Below are 15,530 nucleotides of genomic sequence, written 5' to 3'. Positions count from 1 at the left end.
GCACCGCGCCTCCAGTCCGGGACGCTGCGTCCGCAGCGTCGGTGCGCTCAGCTCCGGAGGAACGCGAGGATGTCCGGGTTGACGACGTCGGCGTGGGTCGTCAGCATGCCGTGCGGGTACCCCTCGTAGATCTTGAGCGTGGCATCGCTGAGGAGCTCCGCCTGCTTCAGCGACGCGTCCCGGTACGGCACGACCTGGTCGTCGTCGCCCTGCAGGACGAGGACCGGGACGGTGATGGCCTTGAGGTCCTCCGTCTGGTCGGTCTCCGAGAACGCCTTGATGCCCTCGTAGTGTGCGAGCGCGCTGCCCGTCATGCCCTGACGCCACCAGTTCGCGATGACCGGCTCCGACGGCGTCGCACCGTCACGGTTGAAGCCGTAGAACGGGCCGGAGGCGACGGCCTGGAAGAACTCGGCACGGTTGGCGGCGAGCGCCTCGCGGAACCCGTCGAAGACCGAGATGTCGGTGCCGTCGGGGTTCGCCTCGGTCGTGACCATGAGCGGCGGCACCGCCGCGACGAGGACGGCCTTGGCGACCCGGCCCTGCGGCTGGCCGTACTGGGCGACGTACCGGGCGACCTGGCCGCCACCGGTCGAGTGGCCGATGTGGATCGCGTCGTGCAGGTCGAGGTGTTCGACCACGGCGGAGACGTCGCTCGCGTAGTGGTCCATGTCGTGGCCGGTGCCGATCTGCGACGAACGTCCGTGGCCGCGGCGGTCGCTGGCGATGACGCGGTAGCCCTCGGCCAGGAAGTACAGCATCTGCGCATCCCAGTCGTCCGAGGACAGCGGCCAGCCGTGGTGGAACACGATCGGCTGCGCGTCGTGGCTCCCCCAGTCCTTGAAGTAGATCTCTGCACCGTCGTCGGTGGTCACGTATCCCATGGTGGTCTCCCTGTGGTGGTTCGGTTGTTCGGTGGTTCTCGGTCGGTCGGTCGAGGGGCCGGGGTCAGCTGACCGCTGCGAGGGCGGTGGTGATGACCGCGGCGACCTCGGCGGGGTGGGTCTGCATCACGAGGTGGGGGGCGTCGATCTCGACGACCTCGCGGACGCCGGCGCGCTGGTACCCGAAGCGCTCGACGTCGGGGTTGATGGTGTGGTCGGCGCTGGAGACGATGCCCCAGGACGGCTTGGTCTTCCACGCGGCCGCCGATGCCGGCTCGCCGAACGCGACGGCGGAGAGCGGACGCTGCGACACCGCGAGCACCTGCGCCTCGGCCAGTGCGAGCCCGTCCGCGAAGACGGCGGGGAAGGCGTCGACGGCGACGGAGACGTCCGTGCCGGGCTCGCCGCCGTCCACGGGGTAGGGCGCGTACACGAGGTTCGCGGCGAGGTCGCTGTCCGGGAAGCCGCCCTGCAGGGCCCCGAGGCTCTCGCCCTCCTCGAGCGCGTACGCGGCGACGAAGACGAGGCCGACGACGTTCTCGGCGACACCGGCCACGGTCAGGATCGCGCCGCCGTACGAGTGCCCGGCGAGCAGGACCGGTCCGTCGATCTGCTCGACGAAGGACCGGATGTAGGCCGCGTCGCCGGAGAGGCTGCGGTTGAAGACGGGCGGGACGAGGACGTGGTGACCCTGGTCGAGGAGGAGCCTCGTCACCGGGGCCCAGCTGGAGGCGTCGGCGAACGCTCCGTGGACGAGGACGATGGTGGGTGATCCGGGCATGGTGCGGTCCTTCCGGGTCCGCAGCGGGAGGCGCGGACCTGCTTCGTCGAGGGCGGTGCCGGGTGGCGCTGACGACGCTAGGGGCGCGCGGTGGAGCTGCACATCGGTCACGGTGACCGAGATGCGTTGCCGGATGACCTAGTCGGCGGACGAGCCGGCCGCCAGGGCCGCGGCGAGTTCCTGCCGGGCCGAGATCCCGAGCTTCTGGAACGCTGCGTACAGGTGCGCCCCCACCGTCCGCGGTGAGACGAACAGGTGCTCGCCGATCGCCCGGTTGCTCAGTCCCCGTGCCGCGAGCGTGCAGACCCGGAGTTCCTGGGGCGTGAGCAGCTCGACGCCGCCGTGCCCCGCCGCTGCCACCCGCTGCCCGGTCGCCCGGATGGCGTCACGGGTCCGGTCCGCCCACGCCGGCGCGGGCATCGACTCGAACAGCTCGAGGGCGGCGTGCAGGGCGGCACGGGCCGTGTCCCGCCGACCCGCCCGGCGCAGGCGGCCGCCGAGGCGGAGCAGTGCACGGGCCTGCACGTACGGCACCGGCCACCGTTCGTGCTGCACGGACGCCCACGCCGGTTCGAGGTCGGCGTCGGGGACGAGTGCGAGCCGCGCGTGGTCGAGCGCGGCGCGGACGATCGGCGCGTGCCAGCGGGCGTGGAGCCGCTCGAGGTCCGCCGCCCGCTGCTCGGCGTCGGCCCGGTTGCCCGACTCCAGCGCGGCGTCGACGAAGTCGTGCGAGGTGATGACGGCGAACGTCGGGTTGAACGCGTCGTGGTCCGGATCGGCCAGTGCCCGGACGGATTCGAGTGCCTCGGCCGCGCGACCGGACACCAGGGACGCCGCCCCCGCAGCGCCGAGCAGGGTCGCGCGCATCGCACTCGACCGGAGCACCTGCGCCCCGGCAGCCGTCCCGCCCGCGATCCGTTCGGGGTCCGGCTGCTTGCCGTCGAGGGCGTCGAACCACGCGAGCGCGCACCGGGTCGCGGCGGTGAAGCCGTCGTCACCGAGGTCCCGTCCGAGCGAGGAGGCCTCCTCGGCGAGGACCCGCGCCCGCCCGAGGTCCCCACCGAGGAACGTGGTCATCGAGGTCCCCATGAGCGCCTGCGGGAAGGTGCGCAGGTCACCACGCGCCCGCATGCTCCGGACGGCACGGTCGAGGAGGACACGTGCCGTCTCGATCTCCCCGACGAGGTTGAGCGCGTACCCGAGGTACCAGGCGGAGCCCTCGTCCTCGGCGGTCGGTGCGGCGGCGAGCGCGCGTTCCAGCACACGGTCGCCACGCACCACCGGCTCGGTCCGGGCCGCGAGCAGGATCGACCGGGGGTCGTCGTCCGGCAGGGCGAGCGCCTCGACCACGACGAGCATCGGGTCGCCCGGGTCCGGTTCGGCGGTGTGGTCCCAGGCGATCGCGGCGAGGTGCAGCAGCGCCGCGGTGGCGTGGTCGACCCCGCCGCCCTGCTGCATCTCGGAGACGGCGTGCAGGGCCGGCCCGAGGTCGCCCACCGCGAGCCCGGTCCGACCGGTGGGCAGGGTCTCGGCGACGAAGGCCGCGCGTGCTGCGAGGAGCCGGTCGGGTGCCTCGTCGCACGCTCGCTGCACCAGGAGCGAGGCGTCCGCGAGCCGTCCGGACAGCCCGGCGTGCTCCGCCGCGAGGATCCGCCGGCCGACGCGTCGGGCGACGTCCGAGGTCAGCTCGGCCGAGCGCTCGTACGCCCGGCTCGCGACGAACGGATCGGACATCGCCGACCGCTCGTCGCCGATCGCGGCGATCTCGTCCGCGAGGTCGTCGTCGTGGCCGGTCGCCAGTTCGGCCCGCCACCAGACCGTGCGCGCGGGGTCGTGGTCGTGCTCGAGGACCAGGGAACGCAGGACCGCGGTGCGCTCCGTCGGCGACGCGGCGGTGAGGACCGCCGACTGCACGAGCGGGTGCCGGAACCGGATCGCGCGGGGCGCCACCCACTCGAGCAGCGACGACGCCGAGGCCTGCTCCGTCCACGTCGGCGGCGGGAACCTCCCGAGCGTCCGGGCGGCCACCCGCGCGGCTTCCTCGGCGCCGGTGCCACCGGACAGGGCGACGGCGAGGATGGCCAGCCGGACGGGGTGGTCCAGCTCCGCGTACCGCGCGGCGAACTCCTGCTCCACCCGGCCCACCACGGGACGGTCGCGGGTCCGGTCCCCCGGTGTCGTGCGGCTGAGTTCGTGCAGCGCGAGCGGGTTCCCCTCGGCGCGGAGCACCAGGTCACGTCGCGCCTGGCCCATCGGCGCCCCGGGGACGGCGTCCAGCAGGCGGCCGGCGTCCGACTCGTCGAGCGGCGTCAGGTGGAGGCGCCGGACCGCGGGGTCGTCCGCGGTCTCGGTGTTCCGGGTCGTGATCACCATGACGATCGGGTCCTGGTCGACCCGCCGGGCCATCATCCGGATCGCCCACTCGGACGCGGCGTCCATCCAGTGCAGGTCCTCGGCGACGACCAAGATCGGGCCCTCCGAGGCGGCGTCGGAGACCAGTGTCAGCGCCGCCAGCCCGGCGAGCAGCGGCGAGGGCTGGATCCCCGTCGCGAGACCGAACGCGACCTCGAGGGCACGACGCTGCGGTGCGGGCAGGTCGGCGATCCCGCTGCGCAACGGGTACAGGAGCAGGTGGAGCGCGGCGTAGGGCTCGGCCGACTCGGCGAGGGTCCCCGCGGTCGAGAGCCGTCGGACGCCGAGGTCGGTCGCGTGGCGGACCAGATCGGCGACCAGCGTCGACTTGCCGATCCCGGCCTCGCCGTCGATGACGAACGCGGAGCCGCCGTCGTGGACGTCGCGGAGGGCGTCCCGCAGGGCGGAGCCCTCCCGCTCGCGCCCGATGACGGGCTGCGCCATCGTCATGTCGCCAGTATGGCAGCGGGGGGGGCGCCGGCGAAGGGCCCGGCATCGGACGGGAGGCGCGGTGCGGGCCGGCACCGCGCCTCCCGTCCGACGCGGTGCCGGACCACGGCGCGGCGCGAGCGGGTCAGCGCGTCGCGTCGCGCGTGATCGCCCGTGCGCACGCGTGCAACGCGGGCACGACGGTGCTCGGCTCGGCGTGCCCGGCCGGCATCACGATCGAGAGGGCCGCGACGACGCCCGAGGCGTTCCGGATCGGCGCACCCGCCGCGACGAGCGCACGCGGGGACCGCTGCGAACCGACGGCGGCACCCGTCCGACGGACGGCCGACAGGTACCGGCGGAGCTCGACCGCCGACGTCACCTCGTCGACCGAGGTCCGCACGTCGAACATCGTGATCGCACGCTCCTGGACCTCGTCGGGCGCGAACGCGAGCAGGACGAGTCCGCCGCCGGTCGCCGCGAGGGGCATCCGGCCGCCGACCCGGTAGTCGACGCTCCGGGTTCCGCGCTTGGGGGAGACGCGCTCGACGAGGACCGCCTCGTCCCCCTCACGGACGCTGAGCATGGCGTGCTGTCCCGTCAGGTCGTGCAGGTCCTGGAGGTACGGCAGGGAGGCCTGGCGGAGCCCCACGCCCCGCGGGGCGAGGGACGACAGTTCGTACAGGCGCAGCCCGATCGTGAACCGGCCGTCGCCCCGGCGTTCGAGGGCGCCCTCGGCGACCAGGCTCCGTGCGATCCGCAGCGTCGAGTTGACGGGCAGGCCACAGCGACGCGCGAGTTCGCTCAGCGTCAGCGTCGGATGGCGGTCGTCGAAGCACCCCAGGATCGCGAAGGCCCGACCGACCGTCCCCGTGCGAGTGTCGCCCACCGCTGCACCCTACCGCCGACGCCGTCTTCCGCTGAGTGGAAACCCTCGCCGAACCGCTCTCGCGCCGTCCTACGCTCGGCCCCCGGACGAAGGAGCAGATCGTGGACGACGTCACCGACATCAGTCAGCTCGTGCTGCGCGAACGCCAGGGGCGGGACCGCGGGCGGTGGGACCGCATGCGTGACGCGTGGGAGCCGGACGGCCGCGTGCGCATCAGCTGGTTCGACGGCAACGCGCGGGACTTCGTCGCGGGGTCGATCGCGATGGCCGCCGGTGGGACGGCCGCCACACACCGGATGAGCCCGCCGGTCGTCGACCTCCTCGGTGACCGCGCGATCGTCGCCGCACCGGCGGTCATCGAGGTCCGCGCCGGACTGGGCGGCGCCGAGGTCGACCTGGCATCCCGCGTTCGACTGCTGTACCGCGCACGCCGGACCGGCACCGGCTGGCGGCTGGCCGCGATGACGTGCGTCTACGAATCCGACACGGTGACACCGACCGTTCCCGGCACCGTGCCGGACCTGTCCTCCGTCGCGGTCGACGACCGTCGGCCGTCGTACCGATGGCTCGCGACGGTCCTCGGGGCGAGCGGTCACCGCATCGCCGACGACCTGCCCGGCACGGACCGGCCCGGGTCCGTCGAGGCGGTGGAAGCCGCCGAACAGGACTGGCTCGACGGCCACGATCGCGACGGTCGGGACGGAGACCGCGCATGAGCCGCTACGTCACCGCACCCACCGCCGACCACGACGTCGTCATCCGCGACGTCACCGTCGTCGACCCGCTCGACGGGACCGCCACGGCCGGGCAGGACGTTCGGTTCACCGGCGCGACCATCGCGTCGGTGGCCGCCACGTCGCAGACCGGGACGGCCGCGGGCCAGCAGGTCGTCGACGGACGCGGCCGGTTCCTGGTGCCGGGCTTCGCGGACATGCACGCCCACCCGCTCAACTCCCCGGACGACGTCGACGGCGCCTACGCACTGATGCTCGCGAACGGGGTGGTCGGGTTCCGCCAGATGTCCGGCTCGCCCGCCCTGCTGGCAGCCCGTGCCGCGGGTGCACTGCCCGCACCGCTCGGCGCTCCGGCACTCCTCGCCACGCCGGGAGACCTCCTCACCCCGGTGAACGCGTCGACCGCGGAGGCCGCCGTCGCGACCGTCCGTGACCAGCACGCCCAGGGTGCCGACTTCGTCAAGGCGGCCCTCGTCGGGCGCGATGCGTTCCTCGCAGCACTCGCTGAGGCAGGTCGGCTCGGCGTCCCGCTCGCAGGACACCTCCCGAACGACGTGGACCCGCGCGAAGCGTCCCGAGGGGGCATGCGAGCGATCGAGCACCTCGGGCCCGGCGCGACCGTGTTCGCCGCGACGTCGTCCCGCGAGGCCGAGGTGCGATCCGCGGTCGGAGCGGCTCGCACGCCGAAGATCCCCACGGTCAGGCTGCCGGGCATGGACCGCGTCATCGGTCGGGTGATCCGCGGCATCGTGGTGAACCCGGCCACGAGGACCTCGGACTCGTCCGCCCGCGCGCTCACGCTCGCCGACGACACGTTCGACGAGGAGGCCGCCCAGGAGTTGGCAGCGCTCTTCGTCGAGCACGAGACCTGGCAGTGCCCGACCCTGGTCCGCCTGCACACGCAACAGTTCCCGAACGCGCCGGAGCACCGACACGACGACCGTCGCCGCTACATCGCACCCGGGGAGCTCCGCTCGTGGGACCGGTCCGGCCGGAAGTTCGCCGGCCTCCCGTCGGCGACCCGGGACGCCCTCGAGTCGCACTGGGCGGCCCAACTTCGCCTCGTCGGGCTCCTGGCCGCCGCGGGCGTCCCGATGCTCGCCGGGACGGATGCCGACGGTGCCGCGGGGGTGATCCCGGGCTTCGCGCTCCACGACGAATTCGGGTACCTCGCCGACGCCGGTCTTGGGCCCCTGCAGATCCTCCGGACGGCGACGTCCGACGCGGCGCGGTTCCTCGGGCTCGAGACCGAGACCGGACGCCTGGCACCCGGGTCACGGGCGGACGCGGTGCTGCTCGCCGCCGATCCGATGGCGAGTCACACGGCGCTGGGGCGCATCGACGGGGTGGTCCGGGCGGGGTCGTTCTGGGATCGATCGGCGCTGGACGGGATCCTCGAGCGGGTGGCGGGGGCGCCGGGGGCGCGTTGAGCCGACACCGCACGGCCGTGCGGCCGTGCGGCCGTGCGGCCGCCGAAGCGTGTCCCCGACAGAGGCACGCATCAGCGCGCGCTCCGTCAGGGTGATGGCATCGCCCGTCAGGAGTCTCAGTGCCGCGTCACGTTCTCGTTCACCCAGTCGCGCAGGTGCGCGAGCGGCGCGGCAGCACCGCGACCGAGCGGTGTGAGCGCGTACTCGACCCGCAGCGGGACCTCGGCGAACACGGTGCGGTCGACCAGGCCGGCCCCCTCCATGCGCTTCAGGGACGCCGAGAGGACCTTCGGGCTCACACCCTGCAGCTGGCGCCGGAGTTCCCCGAACCGCTGCGGGCCGTCCTCGAGCACACCGATCGCGAGCGCCGTCCACTTGTTGGCGAGGAGGTCGAGCATCTCGCGGCAGGGGCAAGCGGCTGCGTACACGTCGTTCCGGTCGCAGGCGTCGAGCACGTGCGCCGCTTCGAGAGGGTGGCTCGTCGAGGGGGTCACACCGGAACGGTAGCGCGCGCCGCGGCCTTCGACAAGGGGTCGATTCCCGATGGGTACCGCCGCCCATCAGGGATTCCATGGTTACCGCGGGGTAACCAGGGGCCCTTGCGGGTAACCACAGCACCGGGTGCAGAGTGCTGACATGACGACGACGAACGAGGTCCGAGCGATCGGACAGACCGCAGCTCTCCCGGTGACCAGCGCGCGCAGCCTGGTGCCGACGACCATCCCCGAACCGGTTCCCGGGCCCCACGACCTGCTCGTCGAGGTCCGCGCCGTCTCGGTCAACCCGGTCGACGTGAAGCTCCGGGGCGGTGCCGAACCCGACGGCGGCGTCCGTGTGCTCGGTTTCGACGCATCCGGCACGGTCCGCGCCGTCGGAGACGCCGTGACCCTGTTCGCTCCGGGCGACGACGTGTTCTACGCCGGGGCCATCGACCGTCCCGGGAGCAACGCCGAGCTGCAGGTCGTGGACGAGCGCATCGTCGGGCGGCGACCCCGCACCCTGTCGCACACCGAGGCCGCAGCGCTTCCCCTCACCGCGATCACCGCCTGGGAGAGCCTGTTCGAGAAGCTCCGCATCGGTGCTGACGCCACCGGGACCCTGCTCGTCGTCGGCGGCGCTGGTGGCGTCGGCTCGATGGCCATCCAGCTCGCCCGGACGCTGCTGCCCGGCGTGCGGGTCATCGCGACCGCGTCACGTCCGGCGAGCGAGTCCTGGGTCCGGGACCTCGGCGCACACGACGTCGTCGACCACCACGCGGACCTGGCCGCACAGGTCCTCGAGGTCGCGCCGGACGGGATCGAGTGGATCCTGACCACGAACTCGGCAGGACAGCTCCCCGTGTACGAGCGCGTGCTGCGTCCCTTCGGTGAGATCGTCGCGATCGACGATCCCGAACAGGTCGACGTCGTAGCACTGAAGTCGAAGGCACTGAGCTGGCACTGGGAGTTCATGTTCGCCCGTTCGCTGCACCAGGCCACCGACATGCATCGTCAGCACGAGCTCCTGGACACCGTCGCGGACCTCGTCGACGCCGGCCGGGTCCGGCACACGGCGACCACCGTGCTCCGACCGATCTCGGCCGAGACCCTGCGGGAGGCACACGCCCTCGTCGAGAGCGGTCGCGTGATCGGCAAGGTCGTCGTGACCGACGAGCCGGCGCTCTGACCCCGAGTCCCCCACCACCGAGTACGAAACAACGAAAGGAACCAGCATGACCATCACTCTCGCGCAGGCACAGGAGATCATCGCCGCCGCGGACGCCAAGGCCACCGAACTCGGCGTCCCGTCGTCGATCACCGTCCTCGATCGCGGCGCCCGCATGGTCGCCTCGGTCCGCCAGGACGGCGCCCCGCTCGTGTCCGTCGACTCGAGCTTCGCGAAGGCCCGGACGTCGGTGTACTTCGGTGGCGCGGCGACCGGGGACCTCGCAGCTGCGATCCAGCCCGGCGCCCCGCTCTACACGCTCGGCGCAGCGAGCACCGAGCCCCTCGCCTTCCTCGCCGGTGGACTCCCCATCACGGACGCGACCGGGACCGTCATCGGTGCTGTCGGTTCCGGCGGCGGTACGCCCGACGAGGACGCCGTCATCGCGCAGGCCGGCCTCGACGCCATCCGATGAGCACGCAGGGGTTGGACGGCACGACCGTCCTCGTCGTGGGCGCCGGATCAGGCATCGGCACCGCGATCGCGCAGGCGGCCGCGTGTGCCGGCGCGCGGGTCGTCGCTGCCAGCCGACGACTCGACACCGCGGAACAGGTCGCCGAGATCGTCGGACGCGGGACGGCGGCCGTCCGCCTCGATCTCGGCGACGAGGAGAGCATCATCGCCGCTGCCGACGTGCTCGGACCGGTGGACCACGTCGTGACGGTCGCGGCCGACCACGCCAACGGCCCCGTCACGACCCTGGCGGCAGCCGACATCGAGGAGGCGTTCCGGGCGAAGGTCCTCGGCCCGCTCCTGCTGACCAAGCACTTCGCGCCGCGCATGTCACCGCGGGGCTCGTTCGTGCTCTTCTCCGGGTACGTCTCCGCCCGGCCGCAGGGAGGGCTCGCCGTCATGGCGACGACGAACGGCGCGGTGGACGCACTCGTCCCGGCCCTCGCGGTGGACATCGCCCCGATCCGGGTCGTCGGGATCTCACCCGGTGTCGTGGACTCCGGGTCCTGGGACGGATTGGACGACAAGTCGGCGTTCTTCGACGAGGTCGCCCGGACGAACCCCGCCCGGCGCGTCGGAACACCGGCGGACATCGGGGACGCGGTCGTGTTCGCGCTCACCAACCCGTTCCTGACGGCGACCACCGTGCACGTCGACGGTGGCCAGCGCGTCGCCTGAGTCGAGGAGGAAGTCATGAGCATCGTCGTCATCGCGGAGATCGAACCCGCGCCGTACAACGAACCGGCCGTCGAGGAGGCCCTGCTCGCCGCGGTCGCGCGGGTCCGGTCCGAGGATCTCGGCTGCGAACAGTACGACCTCCACCACGACGCTCGAACGGGTCGGTTCGTGATGGTCGAGCGTTGGGCCGACCAGTCCGCCCTCGAGAGCCACGCAGCGGGCGCCGCGTTCGCGGCCCTCGGCTCGGCTCTCGAGGGGCGCCTGGCGGTCCCCATCGCGCTCCGGACGCTCCAACCGCTGGACGTGTGAGACGACGAACGGCTCGCGCGGACCCGATCAGGGTCCCCGCGGGCCGTTCCGTCGTTCACCGGAGGGCGTCGTAGCGTTCGTGGACCGGGGCAGCGAGGGATGACCGTGCCGCGCGCGTGAGGTCGTCGGCGAGGACCTCGTGCGCCCCTGCCTCGACGCCGTCCAGGATCGCGGCGACGACGTCTGCCGGGTCGTTCTTCGGCATGTCCCCCGGTGTCATCGGCGTGTCCGTGAACGCCAGGTACGCGCCGAGCACCTGGACGTCGTCGGGGGCGAGGTCCAGGCGCATGGAGTCCGTCGCCGACCACAGCGCAGCCTTGGACGCGCTGTACCCGTTGCCGATCGCGAGCCAGCTGAGCGCGGACGCGACGTTCACGACCGCACCGTGTGCGCGACGCAGTGCCGGCGCGAACGCCCTGGTGACCTGCACCGGTCCGAAGAAGTTGGTCTCCATCTGCTCCCGGACAGCGGCGATGTCGCCGTCCACCAGGGATCCGCTGCGCAGCACTCCGGCGTTGTTGACGACGATCGTCGCGTCCGGAACCGCGTCCGCGGCCGCCCGCACCGATGCCGGATCCGTCACGTCGAGCCGCATCGGGACCACGCGGTCGCCGACCTGAGCGCGTGGAGTCCGTGCTGCGGCGTACACCGTGGCCGCCCCGCGGTCGAGCAGTTGTCGGACGAACTCCTGTCCCAGGCCGCCGTTCGCACCGGTCACCACGACCACTGCTCCTGTGATCTCCGTCATGTCTGGCCTTCCTGTCGTCGTGCCGTCGATCGGGGGTGTGCGGGCATCAACCGACCGCGACGTCCGCGGCACGGAGCGCGGCACGGAGCGGCAGGTCGCCGGTGGTGATCTCGAGCTGCACCCGGCCCGGGTCCTGGCCGACGGCGACGTCGCACAACGCCGCCGCGACGTCCTCGCGAGCGATCCCGAGCCGCTCGACCCGGACTCCGGCCGAGAACCGTGCCGTGCCGGCGCCGTCGTGCAGCGCGTCGGGGCGGAGGATCACCCAGTCGAGGTCGAGCGTCCGGACGGCGGCGTCCGCGTCGGCCTTGGCCCGCAGGTAGACCTGGAACGGCTCGGTCGAGCCGCGTTCGTAGTCGTCTGCACCGGCGCCGGAGAGCACCACGAACCGCCGGACGCCGGCGACCACCGCGGCCTGGGCGAGGAGGATCGCTCCGTCCCGGTCCATCGACAGCGAACGGCTGCTGGGACTGTTCTCCCCGGAGCCCGCTGCGAAGACGACGGCGTCCGCACCGGTGAGCACCGCCGCGACGTCGCTGACCGAGGCGTGTTCGAGGTCCAGCACGATCGCGATCACGCCCGCACGTGCGAGCTCCCCGCGCTGGTCGGGATTCCGGATGAGGCCGACGGGCACGTGCCCGCCGGCCCGCAGCTGCGCGGAGAGCAGCCGTGCGACCTTGCCGTGTGCGCCGGCGACGACGACTCGCATGGTGGGCCCGGTCACCCGACGACGACGTCGTCGATGCCGATGGAGACGATGAGCGGCTCCGGGAGCGCGTGGCCGTCCCCGTCGCGGACGAAGATGTTGCGCTCGGTGGCGAGCAGGAGGCCGTCGACCCAGGTCTGGCCGGTCATGTACTCGACGCTCGGCGAGGCACCGGCGATGTCGACCTCGTAGTCACGGCGGCGCAGGACGCCGTCCGCATCGGCGTAGAGGGTCTGCGTGGGGGTGTGGGTCGCGATGCTGTCGGGGTAGGTGACGCGCAGGCGGTCCCACGTGGCTCCGTCCGGCTCGGTCCACGGGCCGACTTCCTCGACGCGGACGCCGGGGAACGTGAACGACCACGGCTCGGTGTTGTACGTCCACATGGCGTAGCCGGTGAAGTAGGCGAGCTGCAGCCGGTTCCACGGCGTCTCGAGCACGTGGCCGCGGAACGACGATCGCGGATCGGCGAGTTCCTCGACGACCTCGTCGCCGTGCGCGGTCGTGCGGACGACCGCGACGTGGTCGCCGGTGAACTCCGTACGGAGGTCGTCGGCACCGAAGTGTTCGAGCGACGTGCGCTGGCGGCGGAGGTCGACGGTGAACCGACCTTCCTCGGCGATCCCCGGAACCTGCTTGAGGCCCCAGAAGGCGCCTCCGAAGTGTCGGTTCGCCGAGATGGTGGAGACGTCGGCCCAGCGGCTGCCGCCGTGGGCGTCGAGGATGCGGTCGAGCAGGGTCGTGGTGGTGGTCATGATCGCTCCGGGTCAGGCGGCGGTGGCCGCGGTGAGGAAGTCCTCGACGATGGCAGCGGCCTCGTCGGGGTACTGGAAGATCGACGCGTGGGCGGCGTCGGGGAACACGTGCAGGCGCGCGTCCGGGATGAGTCCGGCCAGCGTGTGGCTCCCGGGCGTCCGGATCATCAGGTCGTCGTCCCCCTGGAGCACCAGCGTCGGCTGCCGGATCCCGGTCAAGCGCTCGAGCTTCGAGATGTCCGGGACGCCCCAGGCGAGCACGGCGTCGTACTGCGCGTCGCGCACAGCGGGGGTGGTCGGCGCATCGCGGTCCTCGGTCCGAGCGCCCAACCGCCGGAGGAAGTCGACGCCACGAGCCCGGCTCGTGTCCGTGTGCGCGAAGAAGATGTACAGGAGGCTCTCCGCCGTGGGGACGTCGTGCCGTGATTCGCGCTCGATGTCCTCCCGCCATCCGTGCATCGACGGCGCACCGGCGGGGCCCGTCCCGGCGAGGACGAGGGCGCGGACCGCCCACGGTCGGAGGAGGGCGAGGTCCTGGGCGACGAACCCGCCGAGCGAGAACCCGAAGACGTCGAACCGACGGATGCCGAGGGCGTCGGTGAAGGCCAGCAGGTCGGTGGCCATCTGCCCCACGGTGGTCGGGACCGTCCCGGTCGACGCGCCGACGCCGGCGTTGTCCACGAGGACGACCTCGCGCCGAGCCGCGATCGGGTCGATGAGCGCCGGGTCCCAGTTGTCGAGGTTGCCGCGGAAGTGCATGAGGAAGACGAGTGGGACGCCGTCGGTGCTGCTCCCGAACCGGCGGTAGGCGTAGGTCGTGCCGTTCGCCGCGGTCACGGTGCTGGTCGGGACGGTGGTGGCGGTGTGACCGGCCGTGGTCTCCGTGGTGCTCATCGATGACTCCCTGGGTTCGACCGACCCGGGTGGTCGGTGGCGAGGTCGACGCTAGGAGCGGTGCGGACAGCGCCGCGTGCTCCCGTCAGGGACATGGTCCGGACACGGTCAGACACCGGCCGGCCGTCAGTCCACGTCGCCGGCGAGCGTCGCGCGGACCGCGGCTTCCTCGATGTCGAGGACGGTCAGCACCGCACGGACGGCGGTCTCCGCGTAGCGCCCCTCCCGGCGCGCGCGCAGGACCGCTCGACGTTCTTCGGCGATCGTGCGCATCCGCAGCTCCGCGTAGGAGGCCGCACGGTCGGCTCGGACCCCGTCGTCCCCGACGAACGTCTCGCCCAGCAGGGCGGCGTCGATCCGCACGCGTTCGACGGCCCGGTCGTCGTAGGCACCGTCGTCGAGGCCGTCGACGAGCTGCAGGCTCTCGGCGCGGGCCTCGGCGAGGAGCAGCTGGGTCTCCATCCGTTCCTGGTCGAGGTTCGGTGGTGGCAGCGCGACCCGGCGGATCACCCACGGCAGCGAGAGCCCGAGCAGGAGCGTCGCGACGACGACCACGAACGCGAGGAACTGCAGGAACGCCCGGTGCGGCGTCTGCTCGGGCAGCAGGAACACCGCGGCGAGGGTGACGACCCCCCGGACGCCCGCGACGGTGACCGGCAGGTCCAGGCGCCACTGCCAGCTCCGGCGTCGGAGCCGCGCCGGCCCCCATCGGTAGACCGCCGTCACGGCGAGGCTCCAGCCGAGCCGCGCGGCCACCAGCGTCACGAGGACCACGCTGATCACGAGCAGCGCGCGACCCAGCCCGATCCCGGACGACAAGGCCCCGCGCAGGATCGCCGGCAGGCTGAGTCCGATGAGCAGGAACACCGCGTTCTCGAGCAGGAACTGCACGGTGCGCCAGTTGAGCGACTCGGCCAGGCGGGCTTCGGCCGACTGCAGGACCGGCGACCGGTACCCGAGGAAGAGTCCGGTGACGACGACGGCGAGTGGACCCGATGCACCGATGCCGTGCGCGAGCAGGAACGCGACGTAGGGCGTGACGAGGGACAGGCTCGTGTCGAGCACCGCGACGGAGAGCCGCCTCCGGACGGCGCCCATGACGAACGCGACCGACAACCCGATGCCGATGCCGCCGACCACCGCGAGGACGAACTCGCCCGCGGCGCGGACCGGGTCGAACACCGCGACGATGGCCACCACTGCGGTGTTCAACGCGACGAGCGCCGTCGCGTCGTTGAGCAGGCTCTCCCCGTCCAGGACCGAGGCGAGCAGCCTCGGCAGCGGTGCGCGCCGGGTGACGGCTGAGACGGCCACCGCGTCGGTCGGCGCCACGACGGCACCGAAGGCGAACGCCGCCGCCAGCGTCAGCGTCGGGACCACGGCCCACGTCACGACGCCGACGACCAGCGTGGTGAACGCGACGAGCCCGACGGACAGCAGCAACAGCGATTCCCGCCGGGCACGGACGTCCGACAGCGAGGTCTGCAGCGCCGCCGCGAACAGCAGGGGCGGGAGCAGGACCGACAGGACGAAGTCCGGTTCGACGTCCACGCGCGGCACACCCGGCACGTAGGACACGGCGACCCCGATGACGACGAGGGCCAGCGGGGCCGACCACCCCACGCGCCGTGCGGCTGCACTGACGGCGACCGTCACGACGAGGAACGCGACGACCCAGGTGAGGGTCTCGTCGATGCTCACGGCGCCGGCTCCAGGGTGACCGTGGC

The 15,530-nt window shown here is 72.8% G+C and carries 16 protein-coding genes; 6 read left to right on the top strand and 10 right to left on the bottom strand.

Annotated elements, in window-relative coordinates:
- Positions 1-47: 47 nt before the first annotated feature.
- From BIV03_RS06900 to BIV03_RS06885, 4 genes are all read right to left on the bottom strand, one after another.
- Positions 48-884 carry an alpha/beta fold hydrolase gene (locus BIV03_RS06900; protein ID WP_071295149.1) on the bottom strand — a complete coding sequence of 279 codons (837 nt, stop codon included), beginning with the start codon at positions 882-884 and terminating at the stop codon, positions 48-50.
- Positions 885-948: 64 nt separating this feature from the next.
- A complete protein-coding gene (locus tag BIV03_RS06895) occupies positions 949-1,665 on the bottom strand; it encodes an alpha/beta fold hydrolase (RefSeq protein ID WP_071295148.1) in 717 nt (238 codons plus the stop codon).
- 138 nt (positions 1,666-1,803) lie between these two features.
- Entirely contained in the window at positions 1,804-4,527 is a 2,724-nt protein-coding gene (locus BIV03_RS06890) for an AAA family ATPase (protein ID WP_083403262.1), read from the bottom strand.
- A gap of 124 nt (positions 4,528-4,651) precedes the next feature.
- Positions 4,652-5,395 carry an IclR family transcriptional regulator gene (locus BIV03_RS06885; RefSeq protein WP_071295146.1) on the bottom strand — a complete coding sequence of 248 codons (744 nt, stop codon included), beginning with the start codon at positions 5,393-5,395 and terminating at the stop codon, positions 4,652-4,654.
- Between the two features lie 101 nt (positions 5,396-5,496).
- Here BIV03_RS06885 and BIV03_RS06880 point away from each other — a divergent pair, with 101 nt between their 5' ends.
- Together BIV03_RS06880 and BIV03_RS06875 are read left to right on the top strand one after the other, a co-directional pair.
- Positions 5,497-6,111: a nuclear transport factor 2 family protein gene (locus BIV03_RS06880; RefSeq protein ID WP_071295145.1), complete on the top strand. Its 615-nt coding sequence runs from the start codon at positions 5,497-5,499 to the stop codon at positions 6,109-6,111.
- Positions 6,108-7,559, top strand: coding sequence for an amidohydrolase family protein (locus tag BIV03_RS06875; protein WP_071295144.1), 1,452 nt, complete (start codon positions 6,108-6,110; stop codon positions 7,557-7,559). The genes BIV03_RS06880 and BIV03_RS06875 overlap by 4 nt, the downstream gene beginning before the upstream one ends.
- 116 nt (positions 7,560-7,675) lie before the next feature.
- Here the strand turns inward: BIV03_RS06875 and BIV03_RS06870 are convergent, their stop codons facing one another.
- Positions 7,676-8,053, bottom strand: coding sequence for a helix-turn-helix domain-containing protein (locus tag BIV03_RS06870; protein WP_254790780.1), 378 nt, complete (start codon positions 8,051-8,053; stop codon positions 7,676-7,678).
- A gap of 142 nt (positions 8,054-8,195) precedes the next feature.
- Between BIV03_RS06870 and BIV03_RS06865 the strand changes: the two genes are divergently transcribed.
- From BIV03_RS06865 to BIV03_RS06850, 4 genes are read left to right on the top strand one after another with little or no spacing between them, the layout of a single operon-like run.
- Positions 8,196-9,224, top strand: a complete 1,029-nt coding sequence (locus BIV03_RS06865; protein ID WP_071295142.1) for a zinc-binding alcohol dehydrogenase family protein — start codon at positions 8,196-8,198, stop codon at positions 9,222-9,224.
- A gap of 46 nt (positions 9,225-9,270) precedes the next feature.
- Positions 9,271-9,678: a heme-binding protein gene (locus BIV03_RS06860; RefSeq protein ID WP_071295141.1), complete on the top strand. Its 408-nt coding sequence runs from the start codon at positions 9,271-9,273 to the stop codon at positions 9,676-9,678.
- Positions 9,675-10,394 carry an SDR family oxidoreductase gene (locus tag BIV03_RS06855; protein ID WP_071295140.1) on the top strand — a complete coding sequence of 240 codons (720 nt, stop codon included), beginning with the start codon at positions 9,675-9,677 and terminating at the stop codon, positions 10,392-10,394. The genes BIV03_RS06860 and BIV03_RS06855 overlap by 4 nt, the downstream gene beginning before the upstream one ends.
- Positions 10,395-10,409: 15 nt before the next feature.
- Positions 10,410-10,703 carry a putative quinol monooxygenase gene (locus BIV03_RS06850; RefSeq protein ID WP_071295139.1) on the top strand — a complete coding sequence of 98 codons (294 nt, stop codon included), beginning with the start codon at positions 10,410-10,412 and terminating at the stop codon, positions 10,701-10,703.
- A 55-nt stretch (positions 10,704-10,758) separates the two neighbouring features.
- Here BIV03_RS06850 and BIV03_RS06845 read toward each other — a convergent pair whose 3' ends face one another.
- The 5 genes from BIV03_RS06845 to BIV03_RS06825 form a co-directional block, all read right to left on the bottom strand.
- Positions 10,759-11,451, bottom strand: coding sequence for an SDR family oxidoreductase (locus BIV03_RS06845; RefSeq protein ID WP_071295138.1), 693 nt, complete (start codon positions 11,449-11,451; stop codon positions 10,759-10,761).
- Between the two features lie 46 nt (positions 11,452-11,497).
- Positions 11,498-12,160, bottom strand: a complete 663-nt coding sequence (locus BIV03_RS06840) for an NAD(P)H-binding protein (RefSeq protein WP_071295161.1) — start codon at positions 12,158-12,160, stop codon at positions 11,498-11,500.
- Positions 12,161-12,171: 11 nt separating this feature from the next.
- Positions 12,172-12,909, bottom strand: coding sequence for a hypothetical protein (locus BIV03_RS06835; RefSeq protein WP_071295137.1), 738 nt, complete (start codon positions 12,907-12,909; stop codon positions 12,172-12,174).
- Positions 12,910-12,921: 12 nt separating this feature from the next.
- Positions 12,922-13,803, bottom strand: coding sequence for an alpha/beta fold hydrolase (locus tag BIV03_RS06830; RefSeq protein WP_071295136.1), 882 nt, complete (start codon positions 13,801-13,803; stop codon positions 12,922-12,924).
- A gap of 126 nt (positions 13,804-13,929) precedes the next feature.
- Entirely contained in the window at positions 13,930-15,504 is a 1,575-nt protein-coding gene (locus BIV03_RS06825; protein WP_071295135.1) for a sodium:proton antiporter, read from the bottom strand.
- Positions 15,505-15,530 lie beyond the last annotated feature (26 nt).

Origin of the sequence: Curtobacterium sp. MCBA15_016, assembly GCF_001865105.1 — a bacterium.
In the GTDB taxonomy this organism is placed as follows: domain Bacteria; phylum Actinomycetota; class Actinomycetes; order Actinomycetales; family Microbacteriaceae; genus Curtobacterium.
Note: the sequence above shows the minus strand (reverse complement) of the source record. Positions and strands in the feature narration are given on the sequence as shown.